Genomic DNA, 19,629 nt, shown 5'->3' with positions numbered 1-19,629 from the left:
AATAGCTTGGGATCTCGATGCCCCGAAAATTAAAACTAAAACTCAAACGGCCGCTGCCCCAACCCGAAGGGGAACGAACGGAACGGCTGATCGCGTCGATGGTGACGTATTTGACCACCGAATGTCATCTGTCGCCCAATACGATCCAAGCTTATTCGCGAGATTTACAACGATTTCGGACATGGCTGGGGCCCAAAAATCCCACCACGCTAACCATTGCCCAGCTTTCCGATTACGTGGCATGGCTCCACTCGCAAAACCTGGCTCCCGCATCCGTTGCCCGGCACATCATCTCGCTGAAGGTCTTTTTCCGTTACCTTCAGCTAGAAGGGGTCATGCAGGACAACCTGGCGGAACTGCTGGGCTGCCAAAAGCTATGGCAGAAGATCCCGTCTGTGATCCCTCCCTATCAGATCGATGACTTTCTGACGGCCCCCTGGAGCGAAGATCCTTACTGGCGGCGGGATCGGGCGATCTTGGAAGTCTTATATGCTTGTGGATGCCGAGCCTCCGAGATCGCGGGCCTCGATGCAAAGAACGTTCACCTAAACGAAGGGCATTGCCGGCTGCACGGGAAAGGGAACAAGCAGCGGATCGTTCCGCTTGGCAAGAAGGCGATTGCTGCCTGTCGGCTCTACCTAGAAAAAGAACGTCCCAAGCTGGCTGCCCGAGGCTTCGACTCGCCAGCGTTCTTTCTGACCCGAACGGGTCGGCCCTTGCGGCGTGAAGCGATCTGGGAACTGGTGAAGAAGTATGCCCGCCGTGCCGGGATCGACCCAGCCGTCAGTCCGCATACACTACGGCATAGCTTCGCCACCCATCTGCTGGCCGGCGGTGCTGATCTGCGGCAAGTTCAAGAACTATTGGGGCACGCGAGCATCGCGACGACCCAAATCTACACGCACGTCGATCAGACGCGCCTAAAAAAAGTTCACGCCGCGTTTCATCCGCGAGCGTGAACTTTGCGTGCGTCTAGTTGCGAGGCGAGGCGATTTAACCGCCAGCCCCGGGTGCGAACTTGATCTTCTCGATCAGCTTCTGCACTTCGCCAGTCTTGGGGTCAATCCGACCAGTGACGGCGGTAATGGCTTCAATGACGTAGGTGTATTGAAGTTGGTAATCGGCATCGATTTCGATTTCCGATTCTTCCTGTGCCGAGCTGGGGCCATCTGCGACACCGATTTGCTCGACGATGGCATCCTGCAGTTGGGCAAACTTTTCTCGGGCACTTCCATTGAAGGACGTGTTGTTGAGTGCCACCGATTGCAGGGCACCATTCGGACCGGCACGCAGCTTCAGCTTCATAGGAACCTGAAGGCTTGTGCTCGGGGCACCTGCCGCTGCCTGTGGCATGTTGATGTTGAAGTCCCCTTCCATCGCGACGATTTTGAACGTCATGATAAAAAAGACGAGGAGCTGAAACACGATGTCAATCATCGGTGTCATCGGCACGTCGATCTTTTCGCGTCCGTGGACTTCGTTCTTGCGAAGTTTCATGAACCTAACCGTATACCTTAGTTGGGAGCTTCTTCTTTAGCCCTGAGGGCGAACTTTTCAAAGCCGACATCCTGGCAAAGCTTGATCATCTCTTGCACTTTGCCGGTCGCCACTCGGCCGTCACCACGAATGATAACAGTCACACTCTTGGCACCACCTATGTCGGCTTTGAAGTCGTCGGCAATTTGCTTTTCGACGACCAACCGTTGCCGCAGCGCATCCATGGTGTAGTCGTTGCCATCGAAATATGCCAGACCATCCTGGTACATCTGCAGGGTAATGGCGTTTTCGAAGGGAACTTCCGGCGGCTTCGCCAGTTCACTCTGCGGGAGCTGAATCTTTTTGTTCTGATCGGCCTGGGTAAAGTTGATCAGCACCATAAAGAATGCGATCAACTGAAACGTCATGTCGATCATCGGGGTAAGGTCCCCCTCGAGCATCTCCCGTTTCTTCTTCTTGATCTTCATTAGCTACATCTTTTCGCGAAAGAGATCACATGGAAATGAGGGAGCTTACTTGCCGACGTTTTGGAAACGGCTCATCAGGCCTTCGCCGGTGATACCGACTTCCAATGCCAGGCGATCGACTCGATTGCGAAGGATGTTGTAGGCGGCAATCGCAGGAATGGCCAATGCCAAACCAACGAGCGTGGTGAACAGAGCGGTCGAAATACCGTTGGCAAGCTGCGAGGCGTCCGGCGTACCACCACTACGAGCGATCACGCTAAACGACTTGATCATCCCGTCGACCGTACCGAACAAGCCAATCATCGGGCTGAGCGTACCGATCAGGGCCAAGTAGCTCAGGCGATGGTCAAGCTTCATGTTTTCTTCTTCGCCCACTTCCTGCATCGCTTCAATGGCTTTGTCGTAGCCCTGCGAGACCTTTTCCAGGCCAGCCGAAAGAACCTTGCCGAGGAACGACTCGTCTTCCTTTGCCATGTCGTAAGCCTCTTGGACCTGGTTTTCTTCCAGGCAGGCCTCAAAGCTTTCCACCAGGGCCAATGGAACCACGTTTTCGCGGCGGGCGTTCATGATGTTCATCACCAGCAAGGCAACGAACACGATGGAAATGATCATGAAGATCCAGAAGTAATAGCTCAGCGAAGTGTAAACCCATTCGAAGACCGTCTTGGGGGCTTCAGCTGGAGCGGCTGTTTCTCCATTTGCAGCTGGTTCCGCTGCGGCGGGTTCGGCAGCAGCTGGCTCGGCGTCCGCCGCCGCATCTTGAGCGGTGACTGCCTGAGTGGTCAGAAAAATACCCAACATCAAGGCCACAGAAGCCACGCAGAGGGAAAGGGAAAACGCTTGAGATCGACGCAACATTGGGTTCTCCAGACTTTGGCGAATATCTGAGCTATGTCTTGGTGGTTTGGTTAAGCAATAAGAAACGAGTTTGACCTGCTCTTGTACCCACAAACGAGTGAAAGAATAGGTCTTGTTTCGAGGGGAAGTCGGACGAGATCGACTCGTATTTTAGTTGGGTAAATTCCCCGCGAAAAGCATCTGCACGGTGAGTTTGCCGACGTTTTTGGGCAAACTCTCCCTTTTAATCGCACCAACCTGGGTGAATTATTGCCGATTAGCCCAAATGCTGCCGGGGTAGCGGTCATTGAGCAGGTTTCGTGCATCGGTGGCCTGATCGGGATCGTTCAGGTCCTTCCAGATATTGGCGAGGTAATACAACGCTTCCGCGTGGATTTCCGGGTCGGTGTAGAAAAGGATATCGGTGTGCAGGTAAGCCAACAACGCTTCCTTCGCATTGCTCTGTTTCAGATGGCACAGCCCCAGTGCGTTGTAGGCGCGACCGAACAGTTCCTTATCATCTGGGTCGGCGTTATCGACCACTTTCTGCGCGAGCGTAATACCTTCGGCAGGCTTGCCGCTGGCTGCCAGGGCTTTGGCTTTGCCGACAGCGGCGAAGCTCTTCTGGCGAGCAGCGCCCGAAACGGTTGCGTTGGCCGCCATGACTTCATCGAAGTTAGCGATGGCTTCAGCCGTTTTGTCCTGGGCCAGCAATGCACGTCCCGCAAGGACTTGGGCGGACATGCGGTAATCGGGCCAAGGAGCCGATTTCAGACCACCGTAATACTTGGCCGCCGAAGCATAGTCGCCACCACTCACGGCGAGATCACCCAGCATCCGGGCAACATCGTAGAAGTGGAAGCTGTTAGAAGAACTGGTCGCAAAACCCAGCAGTGCCTGAGAGGCCTTGTCGCGATCGCCCGAACCAGCCAAGGCCAGCTTACCCATCGAGTAAGCCCGCAGGAAATCGATTTCCTGTTTGACCAGTTCGTTGTTGCCACCTTCGACGCCTTGCAGTTTGTCGATCGCATCGGCGAACTGACCGTTCTGAACCATACGGCGGGCAGTCTTCACGTCGAACGGTTCTGCGTCGAGCGAGATTTCAACGATCTCGTTCGTGGGAATCTCAACATTCGAGCCTCCCTTGCTCAGTTGGACGGCATCCTTGGTTGCGCCAACAATGGTGCCCGTTTGAGCGCCGCTTTCGGTGCGAACCGAATCGGCCAGCAGCGGTCCACCGGCGATGAGCGCCATGGTGACGGCTTGGAAGAGAATCTGACGCATTGTTTATCACTCCTCGAGTAGATCGATTATTTACGTGAATAGTTTGGGAAAAGAGATCCTGATGTACCGAAAAGCCAAGGCTACGACTTTTCCAGGCCCTTGGCCTCACCGGTCAGGTCCTTTTGGATCTTTCGCATGAGCGTATCGAATTTCTGGAACCACTCGTCGCCGCCCAAGGTGGGGTCAAACGATTGGGTCGAGGTAATATCCTTGGCGGCTGCGGCCAGGTATTGATCCTTCTTATCGTTGCTCGATTGAGACAACGCGAATTGGTATCGGCAGGCTGCCAGGTAATAGCGACATTCAAAGAACGTTTCTTTGAACGGCGAAGGATCGGCACCTGCTTGAGCGTAGCGTGCCAAAATGGATTGTAAGCGACCCCATCCCCAGATCACATTCTGCTTGGTTTCTGGATTGGGTTCGGCCCCCATCAGCGATTGATAGAACGTCTTCGAGTCTCCTCCGTTGAGGCCCCACATGTAGTAGGTCTTTGCGGCTTCGACTTGAACGTTGACCATCATGTTCTTTTCCTTCAGCACATCCGTGAAGGTTGCGATGGCTTGTTCGTACTCGCCGATTTCACGCTGAGCCATGGCGATACGAACTCGAACTTGCTGGACCAGGGCTGGGTTCAGCGAACCGCTGCCAGACTTGTCGATAATCTGCTGAAAAGCAGCGATCGCCTTGTTGTAGAAGCTCTTGGTGTCTCCAGTGAAAGTTGGATCTTCCGAGAAGCTCTGTCCCAAGTTGTAGAACGTTTCGCCAACCCAGTTCAGCACGTTCGGCTCGTTGCTCGATTCGGCGACGCGATTGAGGAACTTCTCGAACGCACCTGCCAGTGCTACCTTCGAGTTCGGGTTCGCATTATCGAGCTGGGTTTTCAGATCGTTGGCCAGCGAGATGTAAATGGCAACCAACTGCTTCTGGCTATCGGCATCGTTACCAACCAGGCTTTTAAGTTGAGCCATGGCCTTCTCAGCGTTAGCCATTAACGCTTCGGTCTTGGAAGAATCGGTCGTATTGGGAAGTGCCGAGATGTAGGCACGAACGGCTGCCTTGTAGATCAACTGGTCGATGCCAGGCCGTGTGGCGGCTGGGTTCTTATTCTCGACCAGCCCCATCAGGCCGACGTCCTTCTTTTCCAGTAGCGCTACCGCCTTTTCAGGTTCGCCGATGTCGGTGTAGACCTGGATCAGGGACAACGCCCCGAGGACATAGCTGAAATCGGGGTCATCACCTTGGTACGAATCGACACCAGCCGAGAGGATACTCTGCGTTTTATCCTTGATAGCGGTCAGTTGTTCTTCAGTAGGAATGCCCATGGCATCTGGATTCTCTTTGGCTTCGCGGCGTAGTGCGTTGCCGCGTAGAAAGAGATTCCAGTACGTTTGCCCAACCTTCAACTGAGCATCCGCTTTCGCCGCCGTTCCGTCACCAATTTTGGCGACTGACTTTTCGGCGGCTTCCAGCATGGCTTTTTGTTGTTCCCAGGAAAGCTCTTTGGAGCCGGCTTGTTGCAATTGGAATCCAATCAACGCCAGCAATGCCTGGCCGGCTTCTTCGGAATCAGGCCATGTTTTGACCATGAAGTCGGTCGTGTTTTGAACCAGGCCCAACTCGAATGCACGATCGTCGGCCGGCGCGTCCTCGAACAATCGCAGAGCACAAGCCAAAGCCATTTTGGAACATGGTCTGGCACTAGGGCTGTTCGGATAACGCTGAGCGACAAAGGAAGCCCGAGCGTAGGTCTGCCAGTAATCACCATCCTGGAAGCCCAGGAACGAGAGGAAGTACTGCACGCCGTTCACTTCGTCGGATGGCGTATCGCGATCGGCCAGTTGCAGGGCCTGTTGAAACTTGCTTTCCGCCTGGTTGAACGTGTCTTGAACGACTTTCTGTTCCGCTTCAATCTGGCTGGCCAGCTGATCTTTGGTGGCCTTGTCCTTGGCGGCCTTCATGTCGGCCTCCATCTTCTTCACAGCGAAGCTTTGCGTATTGGCTTCGTTGATCAGGTCGCGGCCTGCGGTAACGGCTTCCTGGAAGGTTTTGGCTTCCGTTTCATCTTGGGCAACGGCATCTTCCCCTTGGAGGTCGGTCCGAATCTGCAAGGCTTCCTTCTGGAACTCGCTGGGGTACTTGGCAACATCGACGGCCAGCTTCAATGCCTCGCGGCGATTTTCGCCCCGCTTCTTATCCTTGTTGTCTCGCCCGTCAGCATCCTTCTTGTAGGCCTTGGCGACGATCAACTTGATGTTCAGCCAATCTTCGTCACGTTCCTGGTTGGCTCGCAGTTGTTGATCTGCCAGCCACGGTGCGATATCGCTGAGGACTTTCGCTTGTTCGTCTTGCGCCATCCAGATCTCAGCCAAGCCGATTGCCGCTTTGAGCTTGACTTGGCGGAACTGCTCAGGCTGATCGCCTAACAGCATCAGGTCGTCGACGTAGATGGAGATGGCTTCTTTCTGTTTGCCCAAGGCTTGCTGAGCCTGAGCTTCATACAAGCGAGCATACAAGCCGGCTAGACGCGACTTGTACTTACTGTACGTTTCGCCGAATTCCTTCGCCGCTTGTTCCAGTTGTTTCTTGCGATCGGGGTTATCTTCGGGAAGGGTCTTAGCCATCTCGAAGAGGCAATTGGATGCCAACAACTGCGTTTGAATGTAGGAGGCTCGCATTTCATCACGGAAGGTGATTTTCGCAGCGTCCTTAGAAGGATCGAGCACCTTGGGCAAGGCGGTCAACGCTTCACGAATTTGCTTGTTGGCGTCTTCAAAGACTTTTCGTGCTTCTTCATAGCGTGTGTGGGCCGTGTCCAAAAAAGGCTTCTTGTCGGCCGGCTTTTCTTCGCGACGTGCTCGGGCTTCGGCCAAGCGAGCCTGGTCTGACAGGACGTTGCCGCGTTGGATGGTCGCATCGATCACGCGATCGCTCTGAGGGCTGGCTTTGAGGAACTTGGCCAGGTTATCGCCGGCGGCAACCAGCAGTGCTTCCCGCGAGTCTAGATTCGCACTACGGCGAGCCGATTCGATTTGAGCAAGTGCTTTGCGATAGTCGAGCGTCTTTTTGACGTCGTCCGACAGACCTGGATTGTCGGCCATCGACTCGATGTACCAGATCGCTTGTTCGTGGTACCCGCGCTGCAAGAGCCCATTAAAGAATTCGTCGAACGGTTCTTTGGCCGTCGTCACCGACGAGAACGCCAAAAGAAGGCCGGTAGCGAGCAAAATCTGCTTGGTAATCCGCATTGATGTTATCCTCAAAGACAAGGCGAAACCTCTACCCGGACGAAGACTTCTCGGCGGTAACCGATGCCGACAGGCAAGCTCGATTGTGAAGGCGAAAAGGCTGATTGTCCACATCCGATGCGGGCGCGAAGCCTTGCTTGGCAGCGATCGCATGGATGCTCTCAAGAAGAGATGGGGGAGGAGGTGCTGTTCCTTTTGTCAAATGATCGGCTCAACCATGATGCATCAAGGTTGGCCGTATTCGGGTGAACTCCCATCCTGACCTAATCCTGCAGGCTCGGCAACAGGACTTCCAGTCGAGGATAGCTCGCATGTTGCCGGATTGCAGGATTCAAGGAGGAAGTCCAACTATCTAACTCATCGATCGTGTTGCCACGTCGTCGTGAAAAGTACGATTTCTGGTGTAAAGCCAGGCACTGCTGGGTAAGTTGTGCGGCTTGCAGCGATAGGGGAGAAGCCTGCCAAGACGGAGCAAATTGCAGGCGACTCACTTTTTGTGCCGACTTATGTTGCTTGCCCTTGGTGTCGTTCCAGGTCAACTCAATTGTCGCGATATCGTTTGGTCCGTCCTCTGGGAGAACTAATTCAAACAACAGCGTACCACTTTCAAGTGCATGAAACTCGCGTGTGTCCGAAGTGGATACAAAATGACCACCCACAGGTTGATAACCAATCAGTCGATATTGGGCGACCGACTTTTCATTCCAATTCACGCGCACATTCGGATTGGTGCCGATCAGGGTCGTAGCCCCGTAAATTTGCTGGTTGAGAATTCGGCCGAGCTTTTGCAGCGAATTAGTTACCAGCCAATCACCCATCCCCTTTAGTGCCGGCGGGGCAGGGACAAGAGATGTATAGTTCTCATCTTCGAGTTGGACCCATGTGAAGGCGATGTCTTGCTGCGAAGCATTCTCAATCAGGGGGCGAAGTTGCTGGTTCGTCGAAGCATCAAGCGCCGGGAAGCGGTCGGAAAGCACGACCAGCGAGCGACGGATATCGCCAAACCCAGCTTTGGTGAGTGCGGTGGCCGAGGCAAATCGAATTCCTTCGGCAAGATTTGACGGACTGCCAGGCTTGACCCGGTCGAGAGCGGCAAACCATTCATCGCGATGTTCGCTGGTCGCATCATCGATCAAGACATAAGGAACGTCGGACATGACGACCAGGGTAACGCTGTCGTGCGGGCTGAGTTGTTCGATCATCTCACGCAAGGCAATCTTGACCGGCAGCCATGTCAGTCGAGCATGTTGTTCGGACTCGGGAGGCGTGATTGCTACGGTCAAGTGAACCGGGGCGCGATCCGCTGGATCGGTCGAACCAGCGACGATCCCGATTTCCAAGAGCTGTGTGCCTGCTCCGGCGAATACGGCCGGGCCGGCTGCCGTGCGCAGTTCGATCTGGTTCGGTTGAGCCGGGACGTAAAACTTGCCCATTGCCGCGAGCCACTCTTCCGAACGAGCATTTTCCAGTACCTCTGGCGAAAGAGGGTTCTCGGAGAACAGGCTATTCTCGAAGCTCTTCTCGGATGCCGTTACTGAGACGCTCGTGGACCGCATCGAAGGATGCTGCGTGGAAGCAAACGGCTGGGAGGACTCTCGCAGCAGGAACTCGCGATCGTAGGCCAGGGACTCAGGGAAATAGGAAACGGAACTGGCCGACGGCAAGAGCAACTGCGGCCGGCCGTGCATCGAGTCGATCATCGGATTGGCACCCAGGGGCTGCCAACGCATGAGAAACGTATTGGCCAGAAGATCGTCCGGCAATTCTTCTGAGAGGGATTTGATTCGAGGTGTGTCCGCGTCTGCGACCTTCGTTTCTGGCAGAGAGACTTCCGTGATTGCCGGCAAAAAGGATTGCGTTTCCGCCAATGGGCTTACGCCGGGCAACTCGGCCTGGGCTTCGATATCGGCACCGGTCGGGCCAAGCCATTCCAGTGCCAGGGTTTTCTCCGAAGGACTGACAGGGGCCGGGATGACCGATACCGGGTCGTTCTTCGCAATATTCGTGTTCTGGTCAATCTGCCAAATCAATCCGATGCCAAACGCAACGAGCACGGTTGCGGCAATTGTCCAGGCAACGGCAACCCAAGTGAGCGGGGAAGACTGACGACTAGCAGCACTACGTTGACGAACGTTACGCGTGACCAGCGTTTGCGATGCCGAGATTTCGTGAAGTTGCTCGGTCAGGCCGGCGGGAACTTCGACGGTAGACAACTCACGATCGAGGGCTGCGTCAATCTCAGCAGCCTCAGGGATGCACTTGAGCCGCGCAACGAGATCAGTCGGCATAGCGACATCTCGCAGTTGTTGGTCAAGTTCGTGATCGTGGTCGGAGGAATTCACGGTAGTGTTGGTTGGTGTTTTGGCAGTTGTGGGTGGCCGTGCTGACAAATCAGGACGACAATCTTGTGGATAATTCTAGATGAAGTTTCTTGCGAGCACGACTGACACGGGAAAGGACTGTCCCCAGAGGAACTTGCAGCAGGTCTGCGGCTTCCTGGTGAGTCAGCTCACCGACGACCACCAACAGAATTGCCTCACGAAGTTCTTCCGAGAGACACTGTAGGGCAGCCTGCATCTCGTCGCTGAAGCCTTGTTCCGGTTCAACGGGGGCGACCAATTCTGGCGTGGTCTCGTCGTGGTCGGAAAGGGGCATTGGCTGTTTTTTGCGCCGCCACCGGTCGACAACGCGGCGACGGAGTATGGCAATCAGCCACGCACGCTCTCCCTTTTCGGCGTCGAATCGATCGCGGCTGTCCCAAACCGATCGGAAGGCGTCCTGAACCACGTCCTCAGCATCATGGCGATTACCCATCAAGCGATAGGCAACGCGATAAAGCGTCGGACCGTGCTGGTCGACCAATCGATGAAACTGCTCGGCGGAAAGAGCCAACGCAAACTCCACGGAAGAACTGAATGAACGATTCCTGCTGGGCCGGAGCCAAGCAGTGGCTGTCAATCAACTCCTCCTTACTAAACCATTCGTAGCTAACGAATTGAATTATTCCCAGAAAGAGGAGCGTATTTCGAGATAAAACCCATGATACCATAGAGTTCAGCAAAGGCGCGAGGTATGCATCGGAGGCGGCATGAGTTTTTGCCGTGTTGCCGTATCTCTTTTCTAAATCTAGATTTAAGGGGAAGTCCGGCTTGCTCGTCAGTTTGGCTTGGCTGGTCGCTCGGCAGCACGTGTTTAGCCGTAGTGCCGTGAGTTGCTCCACTCAATGCGTATAATTTGAGACATGTCCCAAGTTACTCCTGAGTCATCGAAACCTAGTCGAAAACCTCCGCGAAATTACTTTGCGCGAGGTGAGCAGTTGCGTCTTATGATGCTTGTCGGCTCGCTGGGGTTGGTGATTGTCCTCATGATTCGAGCGGCCGATCCGGAGACTTGGCGTTGGATTGCTCCGGATGAGGCATCCGAGGAAGTCGCACCTGATGACCCGACTCGCGTCCCCCGAGACCAGATCGAGGTGCCTCGCAAGGCAGTCGCCGGCGACAACGGTACCGAAGGGGAGTTTCGGGTCGTCGAGAATCGTCGCCCGGCCACACCGTATACCCTTGGCGAAAAAGGTAAGGTCAGCGCCGAAGAGGCTCGCAATCGAGTTTGGGCCAATACTGACGCATTGGCATCGGTCGAGGACAGCAGTCCCTTTCGTGCTTCCGACTTCGAGGCGTGGTCGCAAATCTTTGACAACATGCGAGATGCGACGGCCCAGGATCTGTCAGCCGAGCACGCTCCATTGGTGCAGTTCGGGCAATTATTTCAGCAGTCGAAACTCTATCGCGGGAAATTGGTGACCATCCAGGGAACCATCCGGCGGTGTGTCAAGCTTCCGCCGAATCCGCTCGACGAACGCGCCGGCAATTTGTGGCAGTTGTGGGTCTTTTCGGGAGGGGATAACTCGCCCATTGTGATCTACAGCATGAACCTGCCGGAAGGCTTTCCGGTTGGCAACGAGATTCACGAACCAGCATCGCTTCAAGCCGTCTACTTTAAGAAGTGGGTGTATTCGGCCAAAGGGGGCACGATGACGGCGCCGCTTCTTTTGGCGAGAAATGTGAATTGGCAAGCGTCGGCTACCGTCAACCGGGAGATCACCGCTCTCGAGATTGCCATCGGAATTGGTTGCACGTTGCTCGGGGCGATGGCTGTTGTTGGTTTTATCTGGTGGAATAACCGCAACCGTGATTCGCAAGTCGAGAAACTGGTGCGCAGTCGTAATCGAAAGCAGTTTGAAGAAAACGCTGCGGACATTTCGGTTGGCGAATCGGTACGCGATCAACTGGGTGCCTTGTCGGCTCAAATGAAAAATCATCCGTCGTCTGAAGAAACTGATGGCCAGCCAACTGAATAGCCTCCATTTTCTGCGTCTCTTGCTGCTCGTGATTCTCTTGAGTGCGAGCGGCTCCCTGAATGCCCAGGATGTTTCGGAAAAGCCACCGATGGGCGAGAGCGAGGCATCCGAAAGCGAAGGGAAGCCGTCTGGAAATGCCACTCCCGATTTCGACAAGATGTCGGCACGTGAATTCTTCGCGCTGATTGACTTTGGTGACAGTTACCTGCAGATGTTCTTCGATGGGCAACCGCTCGAAGAGGGAGAGCAAGAGGCAGTCATTCGCGCGCTGACGAGGATTCGGCGTCTTCAGCCTCATCGAATCACGCGCTGGCTTAAGCTCGAGACGCCCTGGAAAGACCTCGAAGAGAATCCCCAAGAGCACCGACTGGATATCTTCTTGCTTACCGGAAATGTCGAAGCCATTCGCGAGTTGATCGTGCCCAAGGAAGCGGTTGAGAGCGTCGGTTTGGATAACTACTACGAAGTGGATGCCATGCTCGATACGCCCAACGGAAAGGTACTCGGCACGATCGTGGTGGAAGACATTCCGCATCCCTGGAAGGTCACGCTTAATCCCGAAAAGAATCTTGTGGGGGCACCGATTAGTTTTCCTGGTGTTCTTCTGAAGTCCTTCAAGGCTGACGATGATCGCCAAGGCTTTGTGTTTGCTACGCCAAAGATCTCATGGCATCCCACCGAGCCCAATAGTGACCTGGGCGTCACAGCCGATCAGGTTCGATTGGCGGAGCAGGGGATGGACATCGGCGAGCTTTCTCATGTCAAAGATCGTGTCAAGTTCGAGGGACTCGAGCGTGAGCCCTTTTATCAAATGATGGCCGCTGTCAAACGCATGCCGCTCGATCAGCAAACGGCAATGAGCGATCAAACCGTTTCTCAATACCTGACCGAGCCCACGGAGGGCTTGATGGTTGCCCCGGCAATGTATCGTGCCAAATTCATGCGGCTTACCGGGCTCTGCCGGCGTATCACGAAGATCGAAGTTGATGATAAAGATATTCAGCAGCGGCTGGGCATCGACCACTACTACGAGCTATCGGTCTTCGTGCCCATTGCTAACCCGATTGTGTCACAGCGTGCGGGTGATGAATCGACACGAAAACAGTTTACGAACGACTATCCCGTGCTGGTTTGTGTGCCTGAACTACCCCCAGGGCTTTCGGTAGGAGAGGATCTACACCAGTCGGTCGCCGTGACGGGGCCGTTTTTCAAACTGTGGGCCTATCGAACGCCGTTTATGTCTCAGGAAGATTTCACTCGGCGGCAGATCAGCCCGCTGTTTATCGCCGCGAACGTCGAGAAGTATGCGGCTCCCAGTAACCCACAGACCAACCAGTTCGTACTTGCCATGTTGGTTGTTTTGGGCGTTGTGGTTGGCGTGGGCATTGCGTTTGGCGTCGTCTTCTCGCGTAAACCCGCATCTCGCCGACGTTAAATCGCGGCGAACCTTCTGGAAGATCGACGATAGGCCGTCAAGCCCTCTTGATAATCGCTGGCGGCGCGCCCATATTCAGCTTCTGAACGGCCTTATGCTTCTTAACAGCTTTAGGCGATTCATCTTGCGGACACGTCATCAACCATTAATCCCAGCGGCTGCTGGGCTTTTGAGGAGAACATTCTCATGAAACGAGCCAAGATCACGATTGTCGGTGCCGGTAACGTGGGGGCCACTTGTGCTCACTGGTGTGCAGCCGCTGAACTGGGTGACGTTGTCCTGCTGGACATTCCGCAAACTGAGGACATGCCCAAGGGTAAGGCCCTCGACCTGATGCAAGCCTCGCCGATCGTTGGCTTCGACAGCAACATCGTGGGCACCACCGACTATGCCGATACGAAGGACAGCGACGTCGTTGTTATTACGGCTGGTATTCCTCGTAAGCCTGGCATGAGCCGTGACGACCTGTTGGCGACCAACGCCAAGATCGTCACCGCCGTCACCGAACAAATCAAAGCGACCAGCCCCAACTGTGCGATCATCGTGGTCAGCAATCCGCTGGATGCCATGGTTCAACAAGCCCTGAAGGTTAGCGGTTTCCCTGCCAACCGCGTGATGGGTCAAGCTGGTGTTCTGGATACCGCTCGTTACCGCACGTTCATCGCCATGGAACTCGGCGTGAGTGTCGAAGACGTTTCCGCCATGCTGATGGGCGGCCACGGCGATACGATGGTTCCGATGCCGTCGTGTACTTCGGTGGGCGGTATTCCTGTTACGCGTCTGATGGACGAGAAGCGTCTGGAAGAAATCGTCGATCGTGCTCGCAAGGGTGGTGCCGAGATCGTTGGTCTGTTGAAGACCGGTAGTGCTTACTACGCACCAGCAGCAGCCACGGCTCAAATGGTCGAAGCGATTGTTCGCGATAAGAAGCGTCTGATTCCTTGTGCTGCTTACTGCGATAGTGAATACGGTGTGGGTGGCTACTACGTTGGCGTTCCTGTCATTCTGGGTTCCGACGGTGTTGAAAAAGTCGTCGAACTCGATCTGACTGAACAAGAAAAGGCGGACTTCCAAAAGAGCGTCGACGCAGTCAAGGGATTGGTCGAAGCGATGGACAAACTCTTAGCTTCGTAAGCAAAGGTTTTCCGACTGGGAGACAAGCAAAGCGATCGATAAATCATGGCCCATGCATTTTTTGGGCCATGAAATTCGCAAAGAAATTTCAACGATTATCGGCATCGCTAGCAAGATTGTTTCCCTGGATCATTCGTGTTTCAATGCTTGTTCCAACGGGGCGACAAGGAAGTCGCGCAGGACGCTAGAAAACGATTTCTCAGCGTTGGCATTACTCAAGCGAAGTGGATCAGTCAAAAAGATGGTGAGGCTGATCTTGACCCATTTGGCGAACATCGCCACATTTGGGCTTCGCTCTCCGAACAACCAACACCGAGAGTCTGCAGAACGTCTTCATGAAACGTTTAGACACGCCAGCGTTACCAACGAACCATTCGTCCAATCTGAGCGTCCAGCAAAGCAAGGTTTACGAATTTCGCATTCGGCGAGATTCCAACCAAACTTGCCCGCTGGAGCTGTTCACTCCGCTGCACTACGAACCAGGCTACGCGTATCCGCTGATCGTCTGGTTGCACGGTGCGTTCGACAACGAGTCCCAATTGCGGCGAATCATGCCGCTGACCAGCACGCGTAACTTCGTTGCCGTCGGTCCTCGCGGTACTCGACGTCATACGCGTAACACCGGCAGCGAGTTTGCCAGCTACTATTGGTCGCAAGACGAAGGTTGTATCGATGCCGCTTCGCGTCGCGTAGAAACAGCGATCGAGTCGGCATCCGAACAATTCAACATTCATCGTCGCCGTGTTTTCCTGGCCGGTTACCAGGATGGAGCGACGATGGCTCTGCGATTGGCCCTGCAAAATCCAAACGATTACGCCGGCGTCATCTCCATCAACGGTCCATTTCCAAACGGGCATGCCCCGCTGCGAAATCTGGGAATGTGCGAGCAGCTTCCGATCCTGCTGATGCACTGCCACGAGAGTACCTACTACACCGAACAGCAGCTTTGCGGGGACATCCGCCTGGGCCACAGCGCCGGGCTGAAGATGGATGTACGCGAGTATCTCTGCGGCGATGGCATCATGACCGATATGCTGGAAGATATGAACGGCTGGGTCATGGGGCAGGTTTTGAAATAATGCTCCCGGAGTTGGCGTTAGTCCTTCCTTGAAAGCATTGAGAAACCCTCGCATCGGCGAGGGTTTTTCTTTGGCTTCCCGTCAATCTGCCGGGCATTTTTGCGTAAAAGATTATCGTCCCGGTCGCAAATATCACATGCCGGCACTGCTGTCACTTCTCAGCCCAAAGGTGGAAAAGGCCGAGGCTAATCGTCTGCGACAGAAGATCTTAACGATCCTGTATTGACCCGTTTCCAGGCATTTCTGTACATATTGTGCCGCGAAAATCCGCGCGGGCGTGTGCGCTCGCGCAAACTCGCGATTTTATTGAAGCGAAGTCGGGAAAGTTCAGTGTAAACCTTCCCAGTTTCGATATCGGCTTGAGCCACTTGGGAACTTGAGAACAATTTTCGATGTCGACGGAATCTGGCCAAAACGATGCTCCTGAAACGCCTGAGGGAACTACTCCTCACGGTCGTTTCATGGACATGCTGGGCAATCGGATCTTTCTGATTGTTGGCGCTGTCGTTGTGGCGGGACTTATGTCGGGAATCTCTTGGGTGCTACTTCGTGGCGGAGAGGGAGAGGATAGAACTTTAGCTGGGGCGATCGAAGCGTACGAAACAGGCGAAGTCACCAAGGCACGCGACGTTGCTCGCAGTCAAGTCGACAACCTTCACGTCGAGCAGCCCTATCAAGGTGCCGCGCCTTTTCTGTTGGGGATGATTCTGCACGACGAAGCGAAAGGGTTTCTCAATCCTAAAGATCGCGAGACGGTCTATCGCGTCGCAGTTCAACATCTAGAAACGGCTCGAGATCGAGGATTCCCGCCTGAGTACGAGATTCGTGGCGAGTACCTGCTTGGTATTAGTCAGATGGAATCGAAACAGTACGAAAAGGCGATTCACTCACTCACCAAGATCTACGCTGACTACCCATTGCATCAACTCGATATCGAAAACGCATTGGCCGATTGCTATTTGGCCATCAAGCCCACGACACCAGACAATCTACAACAGGCTTTGAAGTGGAGCCGGTTGTATGACGCCCATCCTGTTCTTACGCCAGAACAAAAGTCCGAAGCTCACATTCGCCTAGCTCGTATTCAATTCGAACTGGGTCAGTTGGATGAAACGTTAGAGACGATTCTCGAGATCCCACCCACCTCGCCTAGCTATGTCGATGGTGTGATTGTTCAAGGTTTGGTGGCCCGTCGTCGTTATCACGATCATCTGGCAGCCGGTGAAAACGAGCAGGCTCAGGATTCGCTTAACACGGCGATCCGAATGTTTCGTAAGGCTGCGAGCAATCAGTTGGTTGCCGCCGACTCGACGCGTAAGGCTTCGTACCTGTTGGCAGTCATGCTGCGAGCCAACGAGCAGTTGGACGAAGCCATGGAGCAGGCTTCGCGGACACGCAAGATTTACTACCGAACACCAGAAAGCGTTGCCGCAGGCCTGGAAGAAGCGGAATTGCTTCGCGCGGAAGACAAAGACGAAGAGGCGGTCGAGATCTATCGCCGAGCACTACGCGAAGCAGCGCTTAATGGCGAGTACGAAAACCCCTGGGTGAATGAAGTCGAGTTCCGCCAGCGCGTGACGCGAGCGATCGATGCCTGGAAATCGGAAGAAAAATTCGCCCCGGCAGTTGAGGTCGCTCAGGCACTTCGCCCCTTGTTCCCCGCGGATCAGGCCTTTCAGATTGAAGCCGATGTGCAGCATGCCTGGGGAGACTACCTGGAGCATAAGGCCGATAAAGTTCCCTTCAACCAATCACTCGACCTGCGTGCGAAGTCGCGTTTTCGCTTCCGCAGTGCTGGCAAAGTTTATCTCGACCTGGCCGAACACCGGTTCGCTACGGCCGAGTATACGAATGATCTCTGGAATAGTGCTTCGGCTTACCTGCGAGGGCAAGACTTCAGTAAGGCTGTCGAGATTCTCGCCGAGTATCAGCGATACGAAACTCGCGAACACCAGCCGCGTGCCTTGGTCGCGACGGCTCGAGCACTGATCGCCCTTGATCGAGCGGAAGATGCCCTGAGCCCAATCAACGAGTGCCTGGAATTTTATCCGAAAGATCCCTCGGTTTACGAAGCTCGTGTGCTTGGTGGCGAAGCCTACATGGAACTCGGCAAGCTGGCCGAGGCAAAGAGTGTCCTGACAGCGAATCTCGACGATGGACGCCTCGAGCCAAGCAGCCGTGAATGGCAAGATTCGCTATTTGCCCTCGGGCAGGTGCTGCATCTCGAAGGGGAAATGTATGAAGCTCAGGCCCGCGTGAAAGGGGCTCTGGAAGCACCGGAGAGCATTCCTCGCGAGGCCTTTCAATTCCTGGAACAGAGCAACGAGAGTTACAAGGGGGCGATCAAGTACCTGCATGCGGCCGTTCGGCGTTACCCGGATGATCCTCGTTCGGTCAGTGCTCGTTATCTGATTGCCGAGTGTCATCGACGTTCGTCCACGCTGCCCAAAAAGAAGTTTCGCTTGGTGAACATCGAAACACAGCGGATCAAGTTCGACAAAGAAGTGAAAGATCACCTCGAAAGTGCGATCGAGATCTACAACGACCTGGAATACGAACTGACAACCAAGCTCGAAATGCAAGCCGACCTCCATCCGGTTGAAGCGAAGATTTTGCGGAACTGCTACTTCGCTCAGGGGGCGGCGATGTTCGAGTTGGCACGCTACAAGGATGCGATCGAGGCCTATTCGACCGCTTCCAACCGCTATCAAACGGAAGCCGTTTCGCTCGAGGCATTCGTTCAGATTGCCCACTGTTACCGGTACATGAATTTGTCGACCGAAGCCCGCGGCACGGTCGAGCAGGCCAAGATTGTGCTGTCCCGTCTGGCCGATGGAATCGATTACTCGGAGACGACCCACGGTTCGCGGGACGACTGGCAAAACTACCTCGATTGGTTAGGGGCCACCCTTTAACTGGAAAGCTGATTTGTATGCCTTGCGTTGAGGAAACCGATCAACTGGTTCAGCTTATTGATCAGAAGCACGAAGTGCTGACGCAATTGCTGACCCTTTCGCAATACCAACTGAGATTGGCCGGGCACAGCGACTACATCGACGACTTGATGCGGGTGTTGGTTGCCAAGCAGACATTGATTGAACGACTAACCCATATCGATCGCACTATGGATCCCTTCCGCCAGCAGAATCCGGATGCTCGTGTTTGGCGAAGTGCCAGCGAACGCACGCAGTGTTCGCAAAAAGCCAAGCACTGCGAAGTGCTGCTGACGGAATTGAAGCAGTTGGAACAAAAGAGCACCGAGATCGTCACGACGCATCGCGATGAAATCTCGAAGTTGCTCCAAGAGACGCACACCGCCGCCGACTCCGCTTCGGCATACAACGATATGAACGCCCCCACAAGTCGCGGCTTTGACTTAACCGCTGAGTAAGAAAGGTCCCCAAATCATGACCTCTCCCAACGAAGAACCAATGATGTCCGATACCAATCGCCTCTGGAATCTCTCGGCAGGCGACGAGTCGATCGATCTGCGCGAACTGCTTTCATGCTGGGACAAAGCCACAGCCAGGTTGCAGGAAACGCACGAATCGCTTCGCAAAGAAGTGACGCGGCTGACCGACGAATTGGAAGTCAAGAATCGCGAACTGGCTCGCAAGAATCGCCTGGCCGATCTCGGCTTGGTGGCATCGCATATTGCCCACGAAGTACGTAACGGCCTGATGCCGTTGACGCTCTACACAGGGCTACTCAAGCGAAAGATCGATGGTGACCCGGAAACGAAGCGGATTGTCGACAAGATCGAGTCGGGATTGACCGTGCTCAATACGACCGTCGACGACCTGCTGCACTTCACGGCCGATCGTCAGCCGAATCAGGCCTATGTGCCGACATCGCAAATGATCCGCGAGATCTGCGAAGACCTGGCACCGCAGTTTCAAGCTCAGAACGTGCAGGTACGTTTGGACCTGACCGAGCAGGAGATGCTGCTGGCCGACAAAGACATGCTCAAGCGGGCGTTTCTGAATCTGATTCTTAACGCCTTGGATGTGATGCCCAGTGGAGGCATCCTGACGATCACCTCCCAGGCTAACTTCGGTCACCTGGAAATCGAGTTCGCGGACACCGGCTGTGGAATTTCCCACACCGACGTGCGACGCATATTTGATCCATTTTATAGCACCAAGAGCACCGGAACCGGTCTCGGCCTGGCAATCGTCCAGCGAGTCGTGGAAGTCCATCAGGGGCAAGTGTCAGCGATGAACTGCCCCGACTTTGGAGCCGCATTTACGCTCATGTTCCCGATGAAATCCCTGAAGGCAGCTGCATGATCGAC

15 protein-coding genes are annotated in these 19,629 nt (G+C 54.6%); 8 read left to right on the top strand and 7 right to left on the bottom strand.

The window, feature by feature from the left end:
- Positions 1 to 17 precede the first annotated feature (17 nt).
- Entirely contained in the window at positions 18 to 959 is a 942-nt protein-coding gene (gene xerD / locus PSR63_RS03780; protein ID WP_274330882.1) for a site-specific tyrosine recombinase XerD, read from the top strand.
- A 34-nt stretch (positions 960 to 993) separates the two neighbouring features.
- Here xerD and PSR63_RS03775 read toward each other — a convergent pair whose 3' ends face one another.
- The 7 genes from PSR63_RS03775 to PSR63_RS03745 all read right to left on the bottom strand — a co-directional run bounded on the left by PSR63_RS03775 (position 994) and on the right by PSR63_RS03745 (position 10,288).
- Positions 994 to 1,497 carry an ExbD/TolR family protein gene (locus PSR63_RS03775; RefSeq protein ID WP_274330880.1) on the bottom strand — a complete coding sequence of 168 codons (504 nt, stop codon included), beginning with the start codon at positions 1,495 to 1,497 and terminating at the stop codon, positions 994 to 996.
- Positions 1,498 to 1,514: 17 nt separating this feature from the next.
- Positions 1,515 to 1,964, bottom strand: a complete 450-nt coding sequence (locus PSR63_RS03770; protein WP_274330879.1) for an ExbD/TolR family protein — start codon at positions 1,962 to 1,964, stop codon at positions 1,515 to 1,517.
- A 45-nt stretch (positions 1,965 to 2,009) separates the two neighbouring features.
- Positions 2,010 to 2,822: a MotA/TolQ/ExbB proton channel family protein gene (locus PSR63_RS03765; RefSeq protein WP_338000663.1), complete on the bottom strand. Its 813-nt coding sequence runs from the start codon at positions 2,820 to 2,822 to the stop codon at positions 2,010 to 2,012.
- A 246-nt stretch (positions 2,823 to 3,068) separates the two neighbouring features.
- On the bottom strand, positions 3,069 to 4,085 hold the full coding sequence (locus PSR63_RS03760; protein WP_274330877.1) for a tetratricopeptide repeat protein: 1,017 nt from the start codon (positions 4,083 to 4,085) through the stop codon (positions 3,069 to 3,071).
- Between the two features lie 80 nt (positions 4,086 to 4,165).
- Positions 4,166 to 7,330, bottom strand: a complete 3,165-nt coding sequence (locus PSR63_RS03755; protein ID WP_274330876.1) for a tetratricopeptide repeat protein — start codon at positions 7,328 to 7,330, stop codon at positions 4,166 to 4,168.
- Between the two features lie 263 nt (positions 7,331 to 7,593).
- A complete protein-coding gene (locus tag PSR63_RS03750) occupies positions 7,594 to 9,672 on the bottom strand; it encodes a VWA domain-containing protein (protein WP_274330874.1) in 2,079 nt (692 codons plus the stop codon).
- Between the two features lie 49 nt (positions 9,673 to 9,721).
- A complete protein-coding gene (locus PSR63_RS03745; protein WP_274330872.1) occupies positions 9,722 to 10,288 on the bottom strand; it encodes an RNA polymerase sigma factor in 567 nt (188 codons plus the stop codon).
- 367 nt (positions 10,289 to 10,655) lie between these two features.
- Between PSR63_RS03745 and PSR63_RS03740 the strand changes: the two genes are divergently transcribed.
- From PSR63_RS03740 to PSR63_RS03710, 7 genes are all read left to right on the top strand, one after another.
- Complete coding sequence (locus PSR63_RS03740) at positions 10,656 to 11,687, top strand: hypothetical protein (protein ID WP_274330871.1); 1,032 nt, start codon at positions 10,656 to 10,658, stop codon at positions 11,685 to 11,687.
- The gene (locus tag PSR63_RS03735) at positions 11,668 to 13,122 is read left to right on the top strand and encodes a hypothetical protein (protein ID WP_274330869.1); all 1,455 of its coding nucleotides are present in this window, start codon (positions 11,668 to 11,670) and stop codon (positions 13,120 to 13,122) included. The genes PSR63_RS03740 and PSR63_RS03735 overlap by 20 nt, the downstream gene beginning before the upstream one ends.
- 186 nt (positions 13,123 to 13,308) lie before the next feature.
- Positions 13,309 to 14,256: a malate dehydrogenase gene (gene mdh, locus PSR63_RS03730; RefSeq protein WP_274330868.1), complete on the top strand. Its 948-nt coding sequence runs from the start codon at positions 13,309 to 13,311 to the stop codon at positions 14,254 to 14,256.
- Between the two features lie 335 nt (positions 14,257 to 14,591).
- Positions 14,592 to 15,335, top strand: coding sequence for an alpha/beta hydrolase (locus tag PSR63_RS03725; protein WP_274330867.1), 744 nt, complete (start codon positions 14,592 to 14,594; stop codon positions 15,333 to 15,335).
- Between the two features lie 392 nt (positions 15,336 to 15,727).
- The gene (locus tag PSR63_RS03720) at positions 15,728 to 18,250 is read left to right on the top strand and encodes a tetratricopeptide repeat protein (protein WP_274330866.1); all 2,523 of its coding nucleotides are present in this window, start codon (positions 15,728 to 15,730) and stop codon (positions 18,248 to 18,250) included.
- Between the two features lie 17 nt (positions 18,251 to 18,267).
- Positions 18,268 to 18,726: a hypothetical protein gene (locus PSR63_RS03715; RefSeq protein ID WP_274330864.1), complete on the top strand. Its 459-nt coding sequence runs from the start codon at positions 18,268 to 18,270 to the stop codon at positions 18,724 to 18,726.
- A gap of 16 nt (positions 18,727 to 18,742) precedes the next feature.
- Positions 18,743 to 19,624, top strand: a complete 882-nt coding sequence (locus tag PSR63_RS03710) for a sensor histidine kinase (protein ID WP_274330862.1) — start codon at positions 18,743 to 18,745, stop codon at positions 19,622 to 19,624.
- Positions 19,625 to 19,629: the final 5 nt, after the last annotated feature.

The organism is Bremerella sp. P1 (genome assembly GCF_028748185.1).
GTDB lineage: Bacteria > Planctomycetota > Planctomycetia > Pirellulales > Pirellulaceae > Bremerella.
The sequence above is the reverse complement of the archived record's forward strand: the minus strand, read 5'-3'. Positions and strand labels throughout refer to the sequence as shown.